Origin of the sequence: Streptomyces sp. H27-C3 (genome assembly GCF_030063415.1) — a bacterium.
GTDB lineage: Bacteria > Actinomycetota > Actinomycetes > Streptomycetales > Streptomycetaceae > Streptomyces.
Genome location: NZ_JASITA010000015.1, coordinates 131,534 through 145,700, shown reverse-complemented (window position 1 = coordinate 145,700; position 14,167 = coordinate 131,534). Strand labels below are relative to the sequence as shown.

The window sequence follows — 14,167 nt, the reverse complement described above, 5'->3', positions numbered from 1 at the left end:
CCACCGCTCCGCGGACGCCGGGCAGCGGGTACGGTGCGGAAAACGGGGGCGTACCCGACACGCTAGGAAGGAAGTTCAGGTATGACGCAGCAGGTCCAAGGGGTAGTCGCTCCCGGAAAGAAGCAGCCGGTACGGGTGGAGACCATCCTCGTCCCGGACCCGGGACCCGGCGAGGCCGTCGTGAAGATCCAGGCGTGCGGGGTCTGTCACACCGACCTGCACTACAAGCAGGGTGGCATCAACGACGACTTCCCCTTCCTCCTCGGCCACGAGGCGGCGGGCATCGTCGAGTCCGTCGGTGACGGCGTCACCGACGTCGCCCCCGGCGACTTCGTCATCCTCAACTGGCGTGCGGTGTGCGGCCAGTGCCGGGCCTGCCTGCGCGGCCGCCCCCAGTACTGCTTCGACACCCACAACGCGAAGCAGAAGATGACCCTCCTCGACGGCACCGAGCTGTCCCCGGCCCTCGGCATCGGCGCCTTCGCCGAGAAGACCCTGGTCGCGGCCGGCCAGTGCACCAAGGTCGACCCCGCCGTATCACCCGCTGTCGCAGGCCTGCTCGGCTGCGGCGTCATGGCGGGCATCGGCGCCGCCATCAACACCGGCCAGGTCGGCCGCGGCGACTCCGTCGCCGTCATCGGCTGCGGCGGCGTCGGCGACGCGGCGATCGTGGGCGCCAAGCTCGCGGGCGCGGCCAAAATCATCGCCGTCGACATCGACGACCGTAAGCTGGAGACCGCCCGCACGATGGGCGCCACCCACACCGTCAACTCCCGCTCCACGGAAGCCGTCGAGGCCATCCGCGAGCTGACCGGCGGCTTCGGCGCCGACGTCGTCATCGAGGCGGTGGGCCACCCCGAGACGTACAAGCAGGCCTTCTACGCCCGCGACCTGGCCGGCACGGTCGTCCTGGTCGGCGTCCCCACCCCGGAGATGAAGCTGGAGCTCCCGCTCCTCGACTTCTTCGGCCGCGGCGGCGCGCTCAAGTCCTCCTGGTACGGCGACTGTCTGCCGTCGCGCGACTTCCCGATGCTCATCGACCTGCACCAGCAGGGCCGGATCGATCTCGGCGCCTTCGTCACCGAGACCATCGCACTCGGCGACGTGGAGAAGGCCTTCGAGCGCATGCACGAAGGCGACGTCCTGCGCTCGGTGGTGGTCTTCTGATGAGCGCCCGCATCGACCACCTGGTCACCTCCGGCACCTTCTCGCTCGACGGCGGCACCTGGGACGTCGACAACAATGTGTGGATCATCGGTGATGACATTGAGGCCGTCGTCATCGACGCCGCCCACGACGCGGACGCCATCGCGGCCGCACTCGGCGGACGTACGCTGCGCGCCATCATCTGCACGCACGCCCACAACGACCACATCGACGCCGCCCCGGCCCTCGCCACGGCCACCGGCGCCCCGATCCTGCTGCACGGCGACGACCTCCCGCTGTGGAAGCAGACCTACCCGGAGCGCGCCCCCGACGGCGAACTCACCGACGGCCAGAGCATCACGGTCGCCGGAATCGCCCTCACGGTCCTGCACACCCCCGGCCACGCGCCGGGCGCCGTCTGTCTGTACGCGCCGGAGCTGTCCACGGTGTTCACCGGCGACACCCTCTTCCAGGGCGGCCCCGGCGCCACCGGACGCTCCTTCTCGCACTTCCCGACGATCGTCGACTCGATCAGGGACCGGCTGCTGACCCTGCCGCCGGACACCGAGGTCCGTACCGGCCACGGCGACCCCACCACAATCGGCGCGGAGGCCCCGCACCTCCAGGAATGGATCACCAGGGGCCACTGACACGGCCCGGAGTAGTCCGGCCGGCCCCGCACACGGTCCCGGAAACGCAAAAAACCCCAGATCAACTGGGGTTCCTGCTGGTGTCCGAGGGGGGGACTTGAACTGTCCACTCGGGCACCAGCTCATTAGTTAGCTGACCTGCGGAAACATGCCCTCTTCGGCCCTGTTCGGGGCGGGAGTGTTGGTCATGCTCACCTGCTGTTTCTGCCTGCTTCGGACCGCTGTTGGTCATGCGTTGGCCACGCGACCAACCCGGCGCAAGAGGGTGAGTGCCTGGTCTATAACGGGAAAAGGGCAGGGGGTGTGCATGCCGACACCGGCACCCACACCGGCCGAGCGTGCGCTGGGTCATTCGTACACCACGGGTGACGGGCAAATTACGTTCGACATCTCTGATCTGTCAGTCGCCCATCACCGGACCGCAGCGCGACCTTGACGTACTCGCTCGCTGCGGTGCGTCAAGGCCACCAGGATGAGCGCTGGATGTTCACGCTGCCGTGGACCGATAAGTCCTTTGTGGATGTGTTCGCCTCGCAGGCCCCCGATCCCGAGCTGCTCCACCAGCTCGTACACCTGGTGCGCGCCCTGTTGGAGGAGCTGGTGGGATACCAAGGAACACAATCGGCGGTCGGCGAGGATGGGGCGCCGGCTTCCCTGAGGGCATTGTCAGGTTGAGTGGAGCCTCTGGGGCGTTCTCCGGATCGGGATGTGTTGGCCCCGGATGGTGGCCGGTGTTCAGGCCGCGGCGGGCGGGCCACTGAGCGTGGTGATCTGCTGCCAGGTGGTGAAGCGGGTCCTCGTCTCGGTGCGGTAGTGGGGTGCCGCGAGGAGGTGGCGGCGGGGTCGGAAGTGCGGGGAGATCCGGCTGAAGGCTCCCAGGCACCGCTGAGCTCCGCCGACGGAGCGGAAACCCTTCATGGCGCGTTCGCGTTGTCTCGTTGGCTGGTGGGAGTTCTCCGCCTGGTTGTTGAGTCCCTGGTGCGAGCGGTGCTCGACCGACGGCATCACCTTGCGGTGTGCGGCCCCGTAACTGGGGTAGCGCCGAGGTAAGCCCGTACCGTTCAAGCAGGCTCCAAAACACGCAACGGGATGATCTTGGGTCTTGGTTGTGCGAGGGGGCTCCCATCGCTGGCCTCAGCCGCACATCGGCCTTGACGTGGGCTGTTCTGGAGGGGCCGAGGGGCCTCGGATAGGGTTGCGCGGTCAGGCCGGGCCGCCAAGGAACCGCGGCCTCGTAGAGGGAAGGCGGGGTCATGGCGCAGCAGGCTTCGGCGTCCCGGGAACCTGAGCGGGTGCGGCCGTCACTCATAACCTCGGATGAGGTGGGGCGGATCGCGGCGGTGCGCCGTTACGACATTCTTGATACTCCGCCGGACGGGGCGTTCGACCGCGTCGCGGCGATGGCGGCGCGGTTGCTGGATGTGCCGGTGGCGTCGGTGACGATCGTGGACAGTGACCGGATCTGGTTCAAGGCCGCGCACGGTCTGGAGGGGGTCAGCGAGATCGGCCGGGATCCGGGTCTGTGTGCCTCGGCGGTCCTGAGCGATGACGCCTTGGTGATCTCGGATGCTCTCGCAGACCCGGTGGCCTGCTCCAATCCGCTGGTGGCCGGGCTCATGGGCGTGCGCTTCTACGCCGCGGCCCCGATCATCACGGATGATGGGCACCGGCTGGGTACTGTGAACGTCCTGGACACCCGCCCGCGGCTGGTCACCGCCGCGGACACTGCGACGCTGGTGGACCTGGCCGCGATCGTGATGGACGAGCTGGAACTGCGGCTGTCCGCGCTGGGCACGGTGCGGGCCGAGCAGGCCCAGCGGGAGGCCGAGCACCAGCGGGCCGAGAGTGAACGTGTGGCGCGTGAGCAGGCTGAGCGGGACAAGAGCGCCATCGCCGCTTTCGCCGCCACCCTCCAGCGCACCCTGCTGCCGCCGGCCCTGCCGCCGGTCCCCGGGCTGGAACTGGCCGCCCACTACCACACCGCTTCCGCCCAGGACGTGGGCGGAGACTTCTACGACGTCTTCCCGCTCGGTTCGGAGCGGTGGGCGTTCTTCCTCGGCGATGTGTGCGGCAAGGGCGCCGAAGCCGCCGCCGTGACCTCCCTGACCCGCTACACGCTGCGCGCGGCCGCCCATATCGACCCCGACCCCGAAGCGGTCCTGACCACCTTGAACACCGCCCTGCTGATGGACCCCTCCATCGGCAGCCGGTTCTGCACCGCGGTGTTCGGCGTCCTGGTCCCCGAGGAACAGGGAGCCGGCTTCACGGTCACGGTGGCCACCGGCGGCCACCCCCCGACCTACCATCTGATCCCCGGCGAGCAGGTGGACAGGGTCCGGGTGGATGCGGTGCGTCCCAAGGGCGGCATGCTCATCGGGGCCTTCGCCCAGGCCCGTTTCGCCACCACCACCGTGCGTCTGGCTCCCGGCGAGGCGCTGCTGCTGTACACCGACGGGCTGACCGAAGCCCGCACCCGAGGCGGCGGCATGCTCGGCGACGTCGGCCTGACCGCCTTCCTCGCCCAGCGCCCCACACCGATGTCCGCCGCCGCCCTGGTCAAGGACACCGCCGCCCTCCTGGACGCACTGCCCGAGGGACCCGGCGACGATGTGGCGCTGCTCGCGCTGAGCGTGCCCACCCGCCCCACGGTGCCGCACGGTGCCAGCGCCACCGCCCACACCACCGCAGCACCCGGTGCCGCGGCGTCCGAGTCCGCAGGCAGGAGCCCTGAAGCCCCGTGAGCGACACCTCTGGCCTGGCCCTCTCGCACCACCATCACGGCACGGCCACCGTGGTCGCCGTCACCGGCGGGATCGACTTCCACAACGCCCCCGCGCTGCACACCCGTTGCCTGGCCCTGATCGAGCAAGGCCATCCGCACCTGGTCCTCGACCTGTCACAGGTCGCCTTCTGCGACTCCTCCGGCCTGAACACCTTCATCAACCTGTGGCACCGCACCCAAGCAGCCGACGGCTCTCTGGCGCTGGCCGCTCTGCCCGTATCCCTGGACCAGGTGCTGCGTCTGACCGGCCTCGATACCCTCCTGCCCGTCCACGCGAGCGCAGCGGACGCCCTGTCCGCCCCTGGCGCACTGCCGCTGAAAACCGCCTGAAGCGGCCCTGTTCTCGCATAGCTACCGCCAGGTGACGTGTAGCACTGAGTAACTACTTGGGGCTGCGGTCGCGCTGCTGGAGGGCGGCGAAGTCGGCGTGTGCCGTTGCGACGGCTTCCGGGTACGTCTGGGTCTTTTCGTGCTCGGCCAGCGCCCGGTAGATGCTCGACAGACTGGGGTTGTGGCCCTTGCGGCGGCCGGTGGGGATCAGCAGGTCGGGCTGGATGTCCTCGATGGTCTCGCCGTTCGCGCGGCGGCGGAGCACGGTGTGCAGCATGTCGTCGGTGATGACCGGGGGCCGGCCGCCGTGGTTGCCCTTGCGGGAGGCGGCATCGAGTCCTTCGAGGGTGGCCTCGCGGATGTTCTCGCGCTCGGTCTCGGCCATCGCGGCGAAGAAGCCGAACAGCGGGCGGCCGGGTCCGGTGGGGTCGTAGATCCCGGCCAGGGGCCCGGCGAGCACCTCCAGTACCAGGCCGTAGGCGGTCAGGTGGTCAGCGAGCGCGGTCAGCTCTGCGGGCATCCCGTCCGAGCCTTTTCATCTCGTTCACCGTGAAAATCACCCGGCAGTGCGGGGCGTGGGCTTTGATCTCGCGTGCGGCGGCGAGTGCGGCTTCGAACTGCGGACGGACCCGTACCCGGGTGCTGATCTTCTCGGCGAAGATCTTGTCCCGAGGAATGTTCTTGGCGGCGAGCGCGTCGAGCTGGGACTGTAGTTCCTGGGTGAGGCTGGAGCACCTTGCGTATCCGATGCGGATGTCCACGGTCGGGGTGTGCGGGTCGATCGGTGCCGGGACGGGGGTGCCGGGCCGCCACGGCTGTCCGGGGCCGCGGTCGGCGGGCGTTGGCACGCGCAGAAGTTTCGCGAGTCGGGGCACCTTCGTGAAGCGGCCGGTGTGATAGGTGCCGGCGACCGCCCCGGAACGCGAGCGACAGGGTGAACTTTACGATGCGTGACAGCGGGGGCGGGGGTGGCGCTCGACATCATCGGCGTCGGACACGAGTGCGGCTTGAGGGTCCGTCATGCCCCCGGATGCTGTCACAAACATTTCCCAGAATGGGCCGCAACCCACTTTTGAGTGAGAACGAGTTGTGACAGTGAATCCGCGATTCGGGCGGCTTCCGCAGCCCGCTCTTGATCTTGCTCCGGGAACGGGATGGTTATTGAGACGCCCTGCCGTGATCACTCTCCGCCATGTCGGGCGTCCTGGTACTCACGCTCAACACTTCGGACAGCGGGGGGTGCTGGCGCGCCCTGCCTGGGGCTTACGACCTCACCCACGATTGGCAGCGGCGTCGCGGCGCCTGGGGCCTCCGCCTCCGGCGTTGTCGTCAGTCGCGATGGCTCCGCCATCACTCCCTCCTCCGCCTTGGATTCGAAGGCCCCAGACGTCGCTCCTTCTCCCACTGTCAATCGCGGTTGAGGTCGTTACCCCCTGCCTGACTGCGACGACGAAGGGGTGGGGGTATGACTAGCCGTCCCGTGCCCAGGGCCGCAGCTTCTCCGGATTGCGGACCGCCCAGATCCGGGTGACGCGGCCGTCGGCGACATCGAACGAGGCTACGGTCATGACGACGCCGGCACGCTGGGCCACCAGGCCCGGCACACCGTTGACCGACCGCTCCAGGAGTTCGAGCCCCGGAGCCTTGTCGGCGATGGCGACCATGTACTGGGCGATGCGCGCGCCGCCTTCGATCGGGCGCAGGACGGTACCGACCATGCCGCCGCCGTCGGCGGTCATCACGGCGGCCGGGTCGAGGAGGTCGACGAGGGCCGCGATGTCCTTCGTCTCCCATGCCTCTTTGACATGCATCACCGCGTCGGCCTGCCCGGCCGCCGTCACCGGAGCGCGCGCGACGCCCACCCGCCGCCGGGCGGAGGCCGCCAGCTGCTTGCAGGCCGCAGGGGTCCGGCCGAGGACGCCGGCGATCTCGGCGAAGGGGTAACGGAAGACATCGTGCAGGACGAACGCCACCCGCTCGGCGGGCGTCATCGACTCCAGGACGACGAGGAATGCCATGGTCACCGATTCGTCCAGGACCATCTGGTCGGCGGGGTCGGTGCCATGGCCGTGGTCCCACTCGGCGCGGTCGGGCAGCGGCTCGGGCAGCCACGCGCCGACATAGCGTTCACGCCGGGCCCGCGCCGAGCCGAGCACGTCCAGGCAGATGCGGCCGGTCACCGTCGTCAGCCAGGCGCCAGGGGACACGATCTCCTCCTGCCGACTTCGTGGCAGCGCGTACCAGCGCGCGTAGGCCTCCTGTACGGCGTCCTCGGCCTCGGCCAGTGAACCGAGCAACCGGTAGGCGACATTGATCAGTTGGCGCCGCTCACCGGCTATCTCATCGGTGCTCGTCCCCGCCATCCCCATGCCCCCGACCGTCTCCTCGCCTTACCTTTCGCAGGCCCGCGTCGTCGGGCTGGTGAGACCTTATCGATCTACTGCCCCCGGGCGGAATAGGAGAACCGTGACATGGCCACCCAGGCGACGGCACAGCGCAGCTCCTCGTTTCTGCAGATCGCGATCACCTTGCAGACCCTGACCATCTTCCTTCAAGCGGTCTCCGCCGGATTGCTGCTGACCTCGTCCTACGGAGAGACGCTGCACAGTGTCGGAGCCCGCGTGATGTACGGGGCGTCGATGCTGTACGTGCTCGCGGCGGTGCTGGCGTGGAAGCCGGGCGGCGGCTCGCCCCGGCCCGTCTGGCACGCGTCCGGCTTCCTTGTCCTCGCCTCGGCCCAGGTCGTGCTCGGCATCGCGCACGTACCGTCGGTCCATCTCCCCCTGGGCGTCCTGATGTTCGGGCTGAGCGTGCTGGCGCTGGCGCGGCGCTGAAGTCCGATACGGGGGCACACCGGGATCAGCTGCTGGACGGCCGGCGTAAGTCGATCCAGCCGATGGCTGAACGGCTGCCGGACGGGAACACGCAGCCCCTGCGGCAGTTCGTCAACCAGTCGCCGTGGGATCCGCTTCCGGTGAGACGGCGGATCGCCCAGCGGCTGTCCGAGGCGATCGCACCTGAGGTGTGGGTGATCGATGACGTGTCGTTTCCCAAGTGCGGCCATGCATCGGCGGGGGCGGCCCGCCAGTACTGCGGAGCGGTCGGGAAACGGGCGAACTGCCAGGTCGCGGTCAGTATCCACGCTGCAACCGATACCGCGTCCTGCCCGCTTCAGTGGCAGTTGTATCTGCCCCGGGAGTGGGCAGACGAGCCGGAACGCTGCCGGAAGGCCGGTGTTCCGGAGGGAGCGACGCATCAGGAGAAGTGGCGTCTGGCACTCGGACTGCTCGACACGCTCACTGACTGGCAGCTGAAGGCACCGGTGGTGGTCGCCGACGCCGGCTACGGCGTCAGTGCCCCTTCCGCCTCGCCCTTGAGGAACGAGGCCTGGCCTATGTGCTGGCACTGACCGGTTGAATCGCAGGGTGCACCCTGCGCAACCGGCTGCACCTGCCGGAGGACTTCCGCATTCATGGCTGGCGGCACAGCAAGGTCACGAACGATCTGGAGGCCGGGGAGAGCCCTGTCGAGGTCTCCGCCAACGTCCGGCACCACTCGCCGGGCTACACGATGGCCCGATACGGCCACTCACGTAAGGACGGAGCGCGGAAGCTCGCCGCCTCCGGTGCGGGCCGACTCGGCCTGTCATCCCTGGTCTGACCAGGTGATTCGCTGGGCTGTTGGTCACGTGGTTGGTCACGCCACAGCCTAGAAACGCAAAAAACCCCAGATCAACTGGGGTTCCTGCTGGTGTCCGAGGGGGGACTTGAACCCCCACGCCCGATAAAGGGCACTAGCACCTCAAGCTAGCGCGTCTGCCATTCCGCCACCCGGACAAGGTGTCTGCCGTGCGGCCCTGGGCCGTTCCGACGTGGAAAACCATAGCAAACATTCGGACCCGCTGATCGCCACCCCCCGTACCCGTGAACCGCGCATGACGCGAGGGGACCGCCCTTGGGGTGAAGGGGCGGAAAGCGGGAGGATGTGGGGGGACCACCAGCAATGCCAGTGGGAGGAAGCAGCGTGAGCGAGTCGAACACGACCCGGAAGGTCTCGGGCGAGGACGAGGTCGTCGATCTCTGTCGTGACCTGATCCGGATCGACACCAGCAATTACGGAGACCACTCCGGGCCGGGAGAACGCGCCGCCGCGGAGTACATCGCCGAGCAGCTCGCCGAGGTCGGGCTCGAACCGCAGATCTTCGAGTCCCACCCGGGCCGCGCGTCGACGGTGGCCAGGATCGCGGGCGAGGACCCGTCCCGGCCGGCGCTGCTCATCCACGGGCACACCGACGTCGTGCCGGCGAACGCCCAGGACTGGACGCACCATCCGTTCGCCGGCGAGATCGCGGACGGCTGTGTGTGGGGCCGGGGCGCGGTCGACATGAAGGACATGGACGCGATGACCCTCGCGGTCGTACGCGACAGGATGCGCAGCGGCCGCAAGCCCCCGCGCGACATCGTGCTGGCCTTCCTCGCCGACGAGGAGGCGGGCGGCACGTACGGGGCACGGCATCTCGTCGACAAGCACCCCGGTCTCTTCGAGGGCGTCAACGAGGCCATCGGCGAGGTCGGCGGCTTCTCCTTCACCGTCAACGAGAACCTGCGGCTGTATCTCGTCGAGACGGCGCAGAAGGGCATGCACTGGATGCGGCTCACCGTGGACGGCACGGCCGGGCACGGCTCGATGACCAACAAGGACAACGCGATCACCGAGCTGTGCGAGGCCGTCGGCCGGCTCGGCCGGCACAAGTGGCCGGTGCGCGTCACCAAGACCGTACGGTCCTTCCTCGACGAGCTCTCGGACGCGCTCGGCACCCCCCTCGACCCGGAGGACATGGACGCCACGCTCGCCAAGCTCGGCGGCATCGCGAAGATGGTCGGCGCCACCCTGCAGAACTCGGCGGCGCCCACCATGCTCGGCGCCGGCTACAAGGTGAACGTGATCCCCGGACAGGCCACCGCGCATGTCGACGGGCGCTTCCTGCCGGGGTACGAGGACGAGTTCCTGGCCGACCTCGACCGGATCCTCGGCCCGCGCGTCAAGCGCGAGGACGTGCACGGGGACAAGGCCCTGGAGACGAACTTCGACGGTGACCTCGTCGACGCGATGCAGGTGGCCCTCAGGGCCGAGGACCCCATCGCGCGCGCCGTCCCGTACATGCTCTCCGGCGGCACCGACGCCAAGTCCTTCGACGACCTGGGCATCCGCTGCTTCGGCTTCGCACCGCTGAAGCTGCCGCCCGAGCTGGACTTCGCGGGGATGTTCCACGGCGTCGACGAGCGGGTGCCCGTGGACGGGCTGAAGTTCGGCGTACGCGTTCTGGACCGCCTCCTGGACGGATGCTGAGCGGACGCCACCGGTCGGTAGCGGAAACGGAACATCCAATAATCGGTTGAGCGTGCTATTTGACTGAATGGAGTGAATGGGGCCATCAGGTCGTAGCCCCGCCACTTTCTCCTCGTTACAGGGGGTGTGGTCCACGGCTGGGATCGCATTTGCCAACAAGGAGGAAAAGTAATGATCAAGAAGGTCGTCGCTGCTGCGGTTGCCACTGGTGGTCTCGTGCTCGCTGGTGCGGGTATGGCCGTCGCGGATTCCGGCGCGCAGGGTGCCGCTGTGGGCTCGCCGGGCGTCCTCTCGGGGAACGTCATCCAGGCGCCCATCCACGTTCCGGTGAATGTGTGCGGAAACACGGTCTCCGTGATCGGGCTGCTGAACCCCGCCTTCGGCAACACCTGCATCAACAAGTGACGTTGTGTCTCAACCTGTGAGGGTCTGAGTCCCGGGCGGCCCCGGAGTGCGCGCCATGCACTCCGGGGCCGCTGGGCATTCTGCCCGCGGGCAGCCACGTCCGCGGGCATTCCGGAAGGTATGAAGGCGGAGGAAGAACCATGCGCCAGGTCACCAGAAAAGGCCTGATCACCATCGCGGCCGTCGGCGGCGTATTCGGCATGACCGGCGGAAACGCCCATGCCGACGCGGGGGCCCAAGGGGCCGCCTCGGACTCGCCGGGCGTGCTGTCGGGAAACTCCGTGCAGGTCCCGGTGCACGTCCCGGTGAACGCCTGTGGGAACACGGTCAACGTCGTCGGGCTGCTCAACCCCGCGGTCGGCAACCGCTGCGCCAATGTGTCGGACGGCTCCGGTCACGGGAAGCCGCACGGCAAGCCCCGCGGCGGTGGCGGGGCGACGGCCGACGGTCACACGAGCAACTCGCCCGGTGTCGGCTCGGGCAACCACGTCCAGGTCCCGATCCACATCCCGGTGAACGCCTGCGGGAACAGCGTCACCATCGGCGGCCTCGGCAACGCGGTGACGGGCAACGACTGCGCCAACGACAGCGGCGCCCCGGACCGGCCCGGCCCCGGCAAGCCGGAGCAGCCTGGCAACCCGGGAGAGCCCGGCAACCCCGGTACTCCTGGCAACCCGGGAGAGCCTGGGAATCCGGGTCAACCCGGCAACCCGGGTCAGCCCGAGAAGCCCGTCGACCCGGCCGGGCCCGAGAAGCCGGGGGGCCTGGACCGGCCCGGCGAGCCGAACACCCCGGGCGCCCAGAGCGTCACCCAGCCCAAGGGCACCGAACTGCTCGCCCAGACCGGCGCCGGTCCGCTCGGGCTGGTGGTCCCGGTGGGTGCGGGACTGCTCCTTGGCGGTGCGGTGCTCTACCGCCGGGCACGTTCGGCGGCGTAAGGCAGTGAGGCGGTGACAGCGTCGGCCTCGACGGCGCGAAAGACGGTGCGGGCCCCGTGACTGCGGGGCCCGCACCGTCCTCACCAGGTCGCGCGCTGCTGGCGGATGATCCGCCTGCGCAGCCGCACTCTGCGGCTGCCGTCCCGGCGCAGGCTCAGTCGGTCCAACTCCCAGTGTCCGTACTCGGCGTGGTCGGTCAGCAGGCGGGTCGTGTCCGTGCGAGAGACCCCGCGTGGCACGTACACGTCGACAAATTCGTATTCCGGCATCGCATCTATTGTGCGGGCAGAGCCCCAGTACGGATAGCGTCTGCACTATGTCTGATGCTGCGCAGCCCACCGCTGCCGAGGTACGCGCCGCCGCCGAGGCGGTCAAGGCCGCGCTGGACCGTCACCTGGAGGCGGTCGAGCACCGTACCGGGGACGACGACCCGGCCGTCTACGACGCGTTCAACGAGCTCGCCGCAGCCGCCGAGGCCTACGACGAGCAGCTCTACGACCGCTACGACGAAGTCACCCCCTTCGAGATTCCCGCGTCCGACGACTCCCTGCCGCCGTACTCGGGCCCCGAGGAGCCGAACGCGGTGAGCGTCCTGATCCGGCGCGACTACGCGGTGGCTCAGACGCAGCGGCTGCTCGCACAGGCACAGCGCATCGCGGACCTGGACCCGGACTCCGACGAGCGGAGCGCGACGGCAGGGGTCGGCGGCGGCAGCGTCCACGCCGCCATCGGCGTGCTCTTCGGCGAGTACGAGCCGGACGAAATCGCCTCCCGGCACAAAGAGTTCGGCCTGGAGGAGGGCGACTCCACCCTGTGGGTGACGGCGGCGGACGACCTGCCCGAACCCGGGGAGTGGCTGACCGCGCCCTTCGACCAGGCCGATCCGCTGCGCGTCGTATGCCGCTTCGACGTCAGCTCCGTCTTCGACGACGAACTTCACGAGCTCGGCGGCCGCGAGGAGGCCTGAGAGCCCGAGACACGGCCCTGTGGCCCCGCGGACCCGTCCGGGGCCGCGGGGCCTTTTGGTGCGGACTATTCGGTGCGTACTACGCCGTGGGCCCGGCGGCGGGCTGCAGCAGGGCCCCCAGCCGCGTGGTGCGTGGCCGGTCCGGAACCTCCGTCACTGCGTGCGGCAGCGCCTGGTCCACGCCGTGGACCACGGACAGGTGCCGCTCGCCGCGGCTGAACGCGGTGTAGATCCAGGGCCGGCTCAGCCCCGCCGCTGCGTCCCCGGGCAGCACCACCACGACCGCGGGCCACCGCATCCCGGTCGCCTGGTGCGCGGTGAGCGCCCAGCCGTGCCGCACCGTGGTCTCCACCAGGCTCTTCGGTACGACGACGGGCGTGCCGCCGCAGTCGAGATGCAGACCGTCGGCGTCGGCCGTGACGACCGTGCCGGGCAGCGTCCGGCCGGGCACCGGTACGTGGGCGATCCGGTCTCCCGGGTCGAAGCCGGCGAACCGGCCCGGGCCCGGGTTCAGCCGCTGCTTGAGGGCCGCGTTGAGCGCGCGGGTACCGGCGGATCCGCCGTGCCCGGGAGTGATCACCTGCGTCTGTTCGGCACTCATCCCGAAGGCGCGCGGCACCGAATCGGCGACCAGCTGCACGGTGCGGTGCACCGCCTCGCCCGCGTCGCGGACCGGGACGATCACCACTTCCTTGCCCGGCGCCTCTACCTGGTTCAGCTCGCCGATTCCGATCCCGGACACCAGCTCGCCGATCGGCCCGGGGTCGGGCGTGCGCGAGGCGATCTGCGGGCAGGCATGAGCGGCCAGCAGATCCGCGAACACCCTGCCCGCACCGGCCGAAGGCAGCACACCGGGGTCGCCGCTGAGGACGAGCCTGGTGGCGTCGGGCAGCGACTCCACCAGAACCGCTGCGGTCTCCACGTCCAGCTGCGGGGCGTCCAGCACGACCAGCAGGTCGAGCGCGAGCAGACCCTCGTCGTCCCGGCCGGGCCCCTCGGTCCCGGAGAGCAGGCCGTAGAGGGTGACCGAGGCCGCGGGGTCGTCGACCGCCGTGGCGAGGCGCCGCGCGCCGTCCACGCTGTGCGACGCCGCGAAGGCGCGCAGGCCCAGCCCCCGCGCCAGGGTGACCAGCTCGGCCGGTTCGGCGCGGGCGGCCTCACCGCCGGTGTGGGCGACCAGGCCGTGCCCCGCGACGGCGCCGATCAGTCCGGCGGCGGAGCGCGAGGCCGTGGCCGTGTCCCAGGCCGCGGCCTCGGTGAAGGTGCTGACCAGCCTGGCGAGGCCCTCGGCGAGGCTCTCCTCGGCGAGGGCGTAGCGCTCAAGACCCAGCAGGACCTGGACCGGCTCGGTCTGCTCCTGCGCGTCCGCGGATTCCGCCTCGTCCTCGTCCTCGTCGGCCGCGGCCGTGTCGTCGGCGCCGTCCTGGAAGCTCAGCACGACGCCTTCGGCGATCGCGTGCTGCAGGGCCTCGTCGGGGTCTGGCACCCCGTGCCCGGTCAGCGCCTTGGCCACCACGGTCGCATCGAGGACGGTGTGCCCCTGGAGGGCCGCACGCTCAAGGAACCGGGCGACGAGCGCCGCCCTCCCGCGCTCGTCGCC

The 14,167-nt window shown here is 69.8% G+C and carries 15 protein-coding genes, 1 tRNA gene and 2 pseudogenes; 11 read left to right on the top strand and 7 right to left on the bottom strand.

Going from position 1 to position 14,167, the window contains the following annotated elements:
• Positions 1 to 81: 81 nt before the first annotated feature.
• From QMK30_RS17495 to QMK30_RS17485, 3 genes are all read left to right on the top strand, one after another.
• Complete coding sequence (locus QMK30_RS17495; RefSeq protein ID WP_283519070.1) at positions 82 to 1,167, top strand: S-(hydroxymethyl)mycothiol dehydrogenase; 1,086 nt, start codon at positions 82 to 84, stop codon at positions 1,165 to 1,167.
• Positions 1,167 to 1,796, top strand: a complete 630-nt coding sequence (locus tag QMK30_RS17490) for an MBL fold metallo-hydrolase (protein ID WP_283519069.1) — start codon at positions 1,167 to 1,169, stop codon at positions 1,794 to 1,796. The genes QMK30_RS17495 and QMK30_RS17490 overlap by 1 nt, the downstream gene beginning before the upstream one ends.
• Before the next feature lie 483 nt (positions 1,797 to 2,279).
• A complete protein-coding gene (locus QMK30_RS17485) occupies positions 2,280 to 2,471 on the top strand; it encodes a hypothetical protein (protein ID WP_283519068.1) in 192 nt (63 codons plus the stop codon).
• A 60-nt stretch (positions 2,472 to 2,531) separates the two neighbouring features.
• On the opposite strand, the pseudogene QMK30_RS17480 reads toward QMK30_RS17485, so the two are convergent.
• A pseudogene (locus tag QMK30_RS17480) lies at positions 2,532 to 2,828 on the bottom strand (DDE-type integrase/transposase/recombinase); the annotation flags it as partial.
• A gap of 221 nt (positions 2,829 to 3,049) precedes the next feature.
• Here QMK30_RS17480 and QMK30_RS17475 point away from each other — a divergent pair.
• Together QMK30_RS17475 and QMK30_RS17470 are read left to right on the top strand one after the other, a co-directional pair.
• Complete coding sequence (locus QMK30_RS17475) at positions 3,050 to 4,537, top strand: PP2C family protein-serine/threonine phosphatase (RefSeq protein WP_283519067.1); 1,488 nt, start codon at positions 3,050 to 3,052, stop codon at positions 4,535 to 4,537.
• Complete coding sequence (locus QMK30_RS17470; protein ID WP_283519066.1) at positions 4,534 to 4,908, top strand: STAS domain-containing protein; 375 nt, start codon at positions 4,534 to 4,536, stop codon at positions 4,906 to 4,908. The genes QMK30_RS17475 and QMK30_RS17470 overlap by 4 nt, the downstream gene beginning before the upstream one ends.
• Positions 4,909 to 4,960: 52 nt before the next feature.
• Here the strand turns inward: QMK30_RS17470 and QMK30_RS17465 are convergent, their stop codons facing one another.
• The 3 genes from QMK30_RS17465 to sigJ all read right to left on the bottom strand — a co-directional run bounded on the left by QMK30_RS17465 (position 4,961) and on the right by sigJ (position 7,277).
• Positions 4,961 to 5,428 carry a recombinase family protein gene (locus tag QMK30_RS17465; RefSeq protein ID WP_283519064.1) on the bottom strand — a complete coding sequence of 156 codons (468 nt, stop codon included), beginning with the start codon at positions 5,426 to 5,428 and terminating at the stop codon, positions 4,961 to 4,963.
• Complete coding sequence (locus QMK30_RS17460; RefSeq protein WP_283519063.1) at positions 5,400 to 5,756, bottom strand: recombinase family protein; 357 nt, start codon at positions 5,754 to 5,756, stop codon at positions 5,400 to 5,402. The genes QMK30_RS17465 and QMK30_RS17460 overlap by 29 nt, the downstream gene beginning before the upstream one ends.
• A 621-nt stretch (positions 5,757 to 6,377) precedes the next feature.
• Positions 6,378 to 7,277: an RNA polymerase sigma factor SigJ gene (gene sigJ, locus QMK30_RS17455; protein WP_283519061.1), complete on the bottom strand. Its 900-nt coding sequence runs from the start codon at positions 7,275 to 7,277 to the stop codon at positions 6,378 to 6,380.
• A 102-nt stretch (positions 7,278 to 7,379) separates the two neighbouring features.
• Between sigJ and QMK30_RS17450 the strand changes: the two genes are divergently transcribed.
• A complete protein-coding gene (locus QMK30_RS17450) occupies positions 7,380 to 7,742 on the top strand; it encodes a hypothetical protein (protein WP_283519059.1) in 363 nt (120 codons plus the stop codon).
• Positions 7,743 to 7,762: 20 nt separating this feature from the next.
• Positions 7,763 to 8,322, top strand: a pseudogene (locus QMK30_RS17445) (IS701 family transposase); the annotation flags it as partial.
• A 334-nt stretch (positions 8,323 to 8,656) separates the two neighbouring features.
• Here QMK30_RS17445 and QMK30_RS17440 read toward each other — a convergent pair.
• Positions 8,657 to 8,744 (bottom strand) — tRNA-Leu (locus QMK30_RS17440).
• 187 nt (positions 8,745 to 8,931) lie between these two features.
• On the opposite strand from QMK30_RS17440, the gene QMK30_RS17435 reads away from it, so the two are divergent.
• The 3 genes from QMK30_RS17435 to QMK30_RS17425 all read left to right on the top strand — a co-directional run bounded on the left by QMK30_RS17435 (position 8,932) and on the right by QMK30_RS17425 (position 11,600).
• Positions 8,932 to 10,257 carry a M20/M25/M40 family metallo-hydrolase gene (locus QMK30_RS17435; protein WP_283519057.1) on the top strand — a complete coding sequence of 442 codons (1,326 nt, stop codon included), beginning with the start codon at positions 8,932 to 8,934 and terminating at the stop codon, positions 10,255 to 10,257.
• A 171-nt stretch (positions 10,258 to 10,428) separates the two neighbouring features.
• Complete coding sequence (gene chpH, locus QMK30_RS17430; RefSeq protein WP_283519056.1) at positions 10,429 to 10,662, top strand: chaplin ChpH; 234 nt, start codon at positions 10,429 to 10,431, stop codon at positions 10,660 to 10,662.
• Between the two features lie 140 nt (positions 10,663 to 10,802).
• Entirely contained in the window at positions 10,803 to 11,600 is a 798-nt protein-coding gene (locus QMK30_RS17425) for a chaplin (RefSeq protein WP_283519053.1), read from the top strand.
• Positions 11,601 to 11,680: 80 nt separating this feature from the next.
• On the opposite strand, the gene QMK30_RS17420 is transcribed toward QMK30_RS17425, so the two are convergent.
• Positions 11,681 to 11,869: a DUF5703 family protein gene (locus tag QMK30_RS17420; RefSeq protein ID WP_283519051.1), complete on the bottom strand. Its 189-nt coding sequence runs from the start codon at positions 11,867 to 11,869 to the stop codon at positions 11,681 to 11,683.
• A gap of 47 nt (positions 11,870 to 11,916) precedes the next feature.
• Here QMK30_RS17420 and QMK30_RS17415 point away from each other — a divergent pair, with 47 nt between their 5' ends.
• Positions 11,917 to 12,567, top strand: coding sequence for a hypothetical protein (locus tag QMK30_RS17415; protein WP_283519049.1), 651 nt, complete (start codon positions 11,917 to 11,919; stop codon positions 12,565 to 12,567).
• Positions 12,568 to 12,646: 79 nt separating this feature from the next.
• On the opposite strand, the gene QMK30_RS17410 is transcribed toward QMK30_RS17415, so the two are convergent.
• Positions 12,647 to 14,167, bottom strand: a 1,521-nt coding sequence (locus QMK30_RS17410; protein WP_283519047.1) for an ATP-binding domain-containing protein, incomplete at its 5' end; no start/stop codon positions are given.